This is a genomic window from Bradyrhizobium sp. (genome assembly GCF_016462955.1).
Taxonomy (GTDB): Bacteria; Pseudomonadota; Alphaproteobacteria; order Rhizobiales; family Xanthobacteraceae; genus Bradyrhizobium.
In genome coordinates this window covers 1-5,928 of record NZ_JAEMSD010000431.1, presented here as the reverse complement: position 1 = coordinate 5,928, position 5,928 = coordinate 1, and the positions used below count along the sequence as shown (strand labels likewise).

General features: G+C 64.1%; 7 protein-coding genes and 1 tRNA gene. 3 read left to right on the top strand and 5 right to left on the bottom strand.

The window, feature by feature from the left end; all coding sequences use genetic code 11:
- The coding region (locus JHD07_RS30745; protein WP_291628954.1) for a ubiquinone biosynthesis hydroxylase at positions 1-950 on the top strand (950 nt) is incomplete at its 5' end.
- 199 nt (positions 951-1,149) lie between these two features.
- Here JHD07_RS30745 and JHD07_RS30740 read toward each other — a convergent pair.
- From JHD07_RS30740 to trxA, 3 genes are all read right to left on the bottom strand, one after another.
- Positions 1,150-1,347: a Trm112 family protein gene (locus tag JHD07_RS30740; protein WP_028133418.1), complete on the bottom strand. Its 198-nt coding sequence runs from the start codon at positions 1,345-1,347 to the stop codon at positions 1,150-1,152.
- Positions 1,348-1,453: 106 nt separating this feature from the next.
- Positions 1,454-2,131 carry an LON peptidase substrate-binding domain-containing protein gene (locus JHD07_RS30735; protein WP_291628950.1) on the bottom strand — a complete coding sequence of 226 codons (678 nt, stop codon included), beginning with the start codon at positions 2,129-2,131 and terminating at the stop codon, positions 1,454-1,456.
- Positions 2,132-2,164: 33 nt separating this feature from the next.
- Entirely contained in the window at positions 2,165-3,088 is a 924-nt protein-coding gene (gene trxA, locus JHD07_RS30730; protein WP_291628948.1) for a thioredoxin, read from the bottom strand.
- 272 nt (positions 3,089-3,360) lie between these two features.
- Here trxA and JHD07_RS30725 point away from each other — a divergent pair.
- A tRNA-Gly gene (locus JHD07_RS30725) sits at positions 3,361-3,435 on the top strand.
- A 159-nt stretch (positions 3,436-3,594) separates the two neighbouring features.
- Here the strand turns inward: JHD07_RS30725 and JHD07_RS30720 are convergent.
- Positions 3,595-4,245, bottom strand: a complete 651-nt coding sequence (locus JHD07_RS30720; RefSeq protein WP_291628946.1) for a nucleotidyl transferase AbiEii/AbiGii toxin family protein — start codon at positions 4,243-4,245, stop codon at positions 3,595-3,597.
- Between the two features lie 2 nt (positions 4,246-4,247).
- Positions 4,248-4,508, bottom strand: coding sequence for a hypothetical protein (locus tag JHD07_RS30715; RefSeq protein WP_291628944.1), 261 nt, complete (start codon positions 4,506-4,508; stop codon positions 4,248-4,250).
- Between the two features lie 192 nt (positions 4,509-4,700).
- Here JHD07_RS30715 and JHD07_RS30710 point away from each other — a divergent pair, with 192 nt between their 5' ends.
- Complete coding sequence (locus tag JHD07_RS30710; protein WP_291628942.1) at positions 4,701-5,687, top strand: NAD(P)-dependent oxidoreductase; 987 nt, start codon at positions 4,701-4,703, stop codon at positions 5,685-5,687.
- Positions 5,688-5,928 lie beyond the last annotated feature (241 nt).

Genomic DNA, 5,928 nt, shown 5'->3' with positions numbered 1-5,928 from the left:
CCCGCCCGGCGTTCCTCAACTTCGCCGGCGACGTCGCGCCGGGCGAGCCCTTCGCGCATATGGTCGAGAACCGCCGCTTGATCGATGCGCTGGTGGCGCGCGCCGAGGCCGAGGGCATCGATCTCCGGGCCACCACCGTGGCGTCCTACGACGCACGCTCTGAAGGCATCGACGTCACGCTCGGCGACGGCAGCGTCATCGCCGCGAGCCTGCTGGTGGCCGCCGACGGCGCCAGGTCGAAGCTGCGCGAGCGCGCCGGCATTGCGACCAACGGCTGGGAGTACGACCAGTCGGGCATCGTCGTCACCGTCGGCCATGAGCGTGATCACGAGGGCCGCGCCGAAGAGCATTTCCTGCCCGCAGGTCCCTTCGCGATCCTGCCGCTGTCGGGCAAGCGCTCGTCGCTGGTGTGGACCGAGCGTCGAACCGAGGCCGCGCGCATCGTTGCGCTGAGCGACGAAGACTTCCACGCCGAGCTCGAACGGCGCTTCGGCCTGCATCTCGGCGAGGTCAAGGCGCTCGACAAGCCACGCGCCTTCCCGCTGTCCTATTTCGTCGCGCGTTCCTTCATCGCCGAGCGCCTCGCGCTGGTCGGCGACGCCGCCCACGTCATCCATCCGATTGCGGGCCAGGGCCTCAACATGGGCCTGAAGGACGTCGCCGCGCTGGCGGAGGTCGTGGTCGACGCGGCTCGGCTCGGCATGGATCTCGGCGGCGCCGACGTGCTCGAACGCTACCAGCGCTGGCGCCGCTTCGACACCATGGCGATGGGCGTTGCCACCAACTCGCTGAACTTCCTGTTCTCCAACCAGTCGACGCTGTTGCGCACAGTGCGCGACATCGGCCTCGGCCTCGTTGATCGAACCCCGCCGCTGAAGAACCTCTTCATCCGACAGGCCGCAGGGCTGACCGGCGAAGTGCCGCGGCTGTTGAAGGGCGAGGCGTTGTAGGGCGGCAACCTCTCCTGTCATCCCGGGGCGCGCGTCGCGCGAGCCCGGGATCCATAGCCACAGGATGTCGTTTTGCGAAGACCCGGAGTTACCAGCTCGCGTCATAACCACTCCCTGTGGTTATGGGTCCCGGGCTCGCTTCGCGCCCCGGGACGACACCGAGAGTATCGCATGGCCGTCGTGCAATACGGCCATCGCCTCAATCGATCTTGCGCGCCTCTTCCGGCAGCATGATCGGGATGCCGTCGCGGATCGGATAAGCCAGCTTGGCGCTGCGCGAGATCAGCTCTTGCCTCGCCGCATCGAACTCCAGCGGACCCTTGGTGAGGGGGCAGACCAGGATCTCCAGCAGTTTGGGATCGACGCTGGCTTCGGGACGTTCGGTGGGCGCGTTCATGGGAGTCTCCGGCACTCGCCTGCCTGTAGCACAGAAATTTTCGGATGCCATCGCGGGAGCGCATACGGCTGAAGGGAGCACACCGCCTTCGCGGAGGACTGGTCCCTCACTGCAGCGGCGGATCGCCGCTGGTGCGTTTCTTGGCGAGGTCCATCTCGGTGACGGCGATCAGGATCTCGGCGCGGGTCTTCAGGTCCGGCGCTTCCAGCATCGCTTGCTTCTCCGCCGGGCCATAGGGCGACATCATCGCCAGCGCGTTGACGAGCGCCTCGTTGGGCGCGCTCTCGACGCCTTCCCAGTCGACCTTGAGATTGTTCGCCTTCAGGAAGTCCGCGAGCACCGACAGCAATGCGTCGCGATCGACCGCCTCCTCCCCCATCCGCGCGGTGAAGTCGTCGACGAAGGCGAAGAAGTCGACTTTGCACTGCCGGTAGGCCGTGAGCACCTCGAGCTCCTCGACCACCCTGAAGCGCGACACGCCGGTGAGCTCGAGGATGTAGCGTCCGTCGCCGGATTCGGCGAGCTGGGTGATCCGGCCGACGCAGCCGACGCGAAAAAGCGTTGGCTTGTCGGAATTCTTCGGCGAGTGCGCCGCGTCCGGTTGGATCATGCCGATCAGGCGGTGGCCGTCGCGGAAGGAATCGTCGACCATCGCGAGGTAGCGCGGCTCGAAGATGTTGAGCGGCATCTGGCCGCGGGGCAGCAGCAGCGCGCCCGGCAGCGGAAACACCGGAATGATCTCCGGGAGGTCGGCGGGCCCGCGATATTCGACGTTGATCGGCATCTGCCCGGTCCCCCTGGCCTCGCCAGCGCGTCTCTATGAAAACAGGATCGTCGACAAACGCTTGCGTCCCTCGACGGTTGCATCATCCGTGCCGCCCCAGGCCTCGAAGAACTGCACCAGCTGCTTGCGGGCGCCGTCGTCGTTCCATTTGCGGTCGCGCTTGATGATCTCGAGCAGCTGCTCGGTGGCAGCAGCGCGGTTGCCTTGCGCGTTGAGCGCGGTGGCGAGGTCGAAGCGGGCTTGATGATCGAGCGGATTTGCGGCGACCTTCTGTTCCAGCTCGGCGACCGGGCCGAGGGATTGCGCCTGCTCGGCGAGATCGATCGCGGTCTGCACGGCCTTCACGGCGGGGTCGTTGCGCTTGGATTCCGGCACCATGGCCAGCGTCTGCTTGGCCTGCTCCATCGCGCCGGAGACGGCGTAGCATTTGGCGAGGCCCGCGAGGGCCGCGATATTGGTCGAATCGTGCTGCAGTGCCTCGGCGTAGATCTGTGCGGCCGCCGCCGCGCCGCCCTCGGCGAGCACCGCCTCGGCCTCCTGCACGATCTCGGCGACGTTGACCTCGCCCGGCGCCGTGACGCCCTTGGTCAGCCGCTCGATGAAGGCATTGACCTGGCTCTCGGGGACCGCGCCCATGAAGCCGTCGGCCGGCTGGCCGTTGACGAAGGCGATCACGGCCGGGATCGACTGGATGCCCATCTGGCCGGGAATCGCCGGGTGCTGGTCGATGTTCATCTTGACCAGCCTGACCTTGCCCTTGGCCGCCTTCACCGCCTTCTCCAGCACCGGGGTCAGCTGCTTGCAGGGCCCGCACCACTCCGCCCAGAAATCGATCAGCACCGGCTGGCGCTTCGATTCCTCGATGACGTCCTTCACGAAGCTCTGGGTGGTGGTGTCCTTGATCAGGTCGGCCGCCGCCGGGCCCGCCGCTCCGTTGCCCTGGTCGATGATCGTCACGGGATCCCCTCGTCATGTCTGGAATGGTGGCTCTTTAGCACGCCGCCACATCATATGCTTGTTGTCGGCTCCTAAATTGGGCCGGGGCGGCCGAATTTCAATCCGGGCCCTCCGATTCGCCGGTTCCGGGGCCCTTTCGGGCGGTTTGGTCGCATTCATGGTACAAAAGGGGCCTCCAATTGCGAATTGAGGCCGCCGGTAGCTGTTGCATTCCCCTCCCGCTTTTGGCATACGACAGCCGTTGCCGGCGCGTCACGCGACCGACACAGGATGCGGGTGTAGCTCAGTGGTAGAGCACGACCTTGCCAAGGTCGGGGTCGAGGGTTCGAGCCCCTTCGCCCGCTCCAGTTTTCTCCCAAGCGTCCGAACATGAGGTGGCTATCCCCCATAAGGGTGGGCCTCTGCGAGCCATTTTTGGACGTGTGGGTCGCGGGCCGCGCGGCCTGAAGTCCCCGAGGACCTGCAATGGGCGTTGATCCGCGATTTAGGGCCGCCTCTTGCACCAGCTATACGGCGCGAAGGAGATCTTTTGTCTTTTCCAGCGCTGTGTTCGCGATCCGCCTATAAGCGTCTTTGATCGAGAGCTGATCGATCGCCGCGCCCACAAAGTCAGGCTTCAGTTTGTCGATTGCGGCCAGCGTACTTTCGACGCGGTCGCGGTAGCGGACCAGCTCCTTGATAATGGATTCCGCATGCGTCTCACTGCTGGCAGCTATGTCAAAGACATCGCGCGGCGTGATGCTGCTGCCTCGATGATAGACCTTCTTTACAATGATCTCCGGGATTGTCTCCAAAAGGACCATTTCGCCTTCGACGGTCGTCTCCGTTGTCGGCGAGGACGTTAGTGATGACGCGACGATAAAGTCGATCTGACCAAATCCAAAGCCAAGCTTCAAAGACCGTGCTCCATCTCCTATATAGTCGGCGGGCCTGATCTCCAAATTGAAGTCATTCCTCTGTGGATCGAGGAAGGAAAGGGCCTGAGGGTCCGGGAGAAAGATATCGACATCCTGGCTTATTCGGTGATCGATCTGCAGCATCATCGCTGTGCCGCCGCCGAACGTCCAACCATCGATGATGTTCTGTTCGGCATTGACTTGCCGGATCATCGCACAGGCAATTCGAAAAAGTTGCGCCCAATCTGATTGAGCGCTCATCGTTACGCCGCGAGCGGAAAGGATTGTCCCGAAAACTCGGCGAACGCTTTCGCTGCGGCAACCAATTGATCGTGGCTGACGCCGTGCATCTCAGCGAATGCGATCTGCAATTCGGGTGCAACGTCCCCAAAAAACGACGACATGGGGCCGCAGGCAGCCTTCGCCGCAGTGGGATCCAGCAGACAATCGACAAGCGCCTGCGCGTCCAGCTTCTTGCTGTACGGCGCATTTACAGTCGTCAGAACGAGGAGGGGGCTGTTCATCTGCGTCACTATCTCGCTACCTAGTCAATATAGGATTGACCTGGGAGCACCTACACTCCCCCTAACAGTCTCCGCGGTCAATTGTTTGCTTTTTGTTCCGTCGAGGCGATGGATTCGCGGCAAACGTCGGCTAAACGCTCGGTAGCGAACAGCGGCTTTCCGTCGCCTGCAGGTTGGTGCTTTTGGTCTGATATGACAATTTTGGTTACCGGCAGTGCCGGCCACCTCGGTGAAGCCATTCTCCGGATACTCCGCGGGCGCGGGTCGCCCGCCCGCGGCCTCGATCTCAAGCCCTCGCCGTTCACCGATGCCGTCGGCTCGATCGTCGATCCCGGCTTCGTGCGGCGCCAGATGGACGGCGTCACCGCGGTGATCCACACTGCGACGCTGCACAAGCCGCATGTGGCGACGCACGCCAAGCAGGACTTTGTTGACACCAACATCACGGGCACGCTGAACCTCCTCGAAGCGGCCGCTTCAGCCGGCGTGAAGAGCTTTGTCTTCACCAGCACCACCAGCGCGTTCGGCTCGCAGCTGCGGCCCGAGGCGGGACAGGCGGCGGTGTGGGTCACCGAGGAGCTGCCGCCGGTGCCGAAGAACATCTACGGCACCACCAAGCTGATGGCCGAACATCTCTGCGAGCTGTTCTTTCGCGAGCGCGGCTTGCCGGTCGTGGTCCTGCGCACCTCGCGCTTCTTCCCGGAGGACGACGACGATCCCTCGATGCGGTCGGCCTACGCACTCGACAATGCCCAGGCCAACGAGCTGCTCTATCGCCGGCTGGATATCGCGGACGCCGTGAGCGCCCATCTGCTCGCCGTCGAACGCGCGCCCGGCATCGGCTTCGCCCGCTACATCGTCTCGGCGACGAGCCCGTTCGAGCAACGCCATCTCGCCGCGCTGGCGCGCGATGCTGCCGGCCTCGTGCGCGAACTCTATCCGGAGTGCGCGCATCTCTATGCCGCGCGCGGATGGCACCTCTTCCCCGTGATCGACCGCGTCTATGTCAACGAGCGCGCGCGGCGGGAGCTTGGCTGGCAGCCCGAATTCGACTTCGCGCATGTGCTGCGCAGCCTGCAGGGCGGCCGCGACTTCCGCAGCGCGCTGGCGCGCGAGGTCGGCTCGAAATTCTATCACGACACGCGATTTGAAGACGGGCCTTATCCCGTCGCCTCGTGAGCGCGGTCGTCATTTTGCGCGATGCATCAAATGCCTGTCGGCTGTCACCGCGCACAAGCCGGTCCGGGCCGTTCTACTGTGCATGGGGTTGTTTTCGCAGTTTTGTTTTGGCTCGGTGCTTCTCGTGGTCTGGACACGAGCGCGAGCCAGTCTGTTTCCGCGTTGCAGCGCAAACACCGGCGTCGCGGTGTTCGGGTTCATTGACACTCCGTCTCAATTTTTACCGAGCGCAACCACAGCA

What these genes read in the sequence shown, in the direction of transcription:
- JHD07_RS30720 (WP_291628946.1), bottom strand. Translation starts at nt 4,245, where the DNA reads ATGAGCGCTCAATCAGATTGGGCGCAACTTTTTCGAATTGCCTGTGCG.
- JHD07_RS30735 (WP_291628950.1), bottom strand. Translation starts at nt 2,131, where the DNA reads ATGCCGATCAACGTCGAATATCGCGGGCCCGCCGACCTCCCGGAGATC.
- JHD07_RS30710 (WP_291628942.1), top strand. Translation starts at nt 4,701, where the DNA reads ATGACAATTTTGGTTACCGGCAGTGCCGGCCACCTCGGTGAAGCCATT.
- JHD07_RS30715 (WP_291628944.1), bottom strand. Translation starts at nt 4,508, where the DNA reads ATGAACAGCCCCCTCCTCGTTCTGACGACTGTAAATGCGCCGTACAGC.
- JHD07_RS30740 (WP_028133418.1), bottom strand. Translation starts at nt 1,347, where the DNA reads ATGAACGCGCCCACCGAACGTCCCGAAGCCAGCGTCGATCCCAAACTG.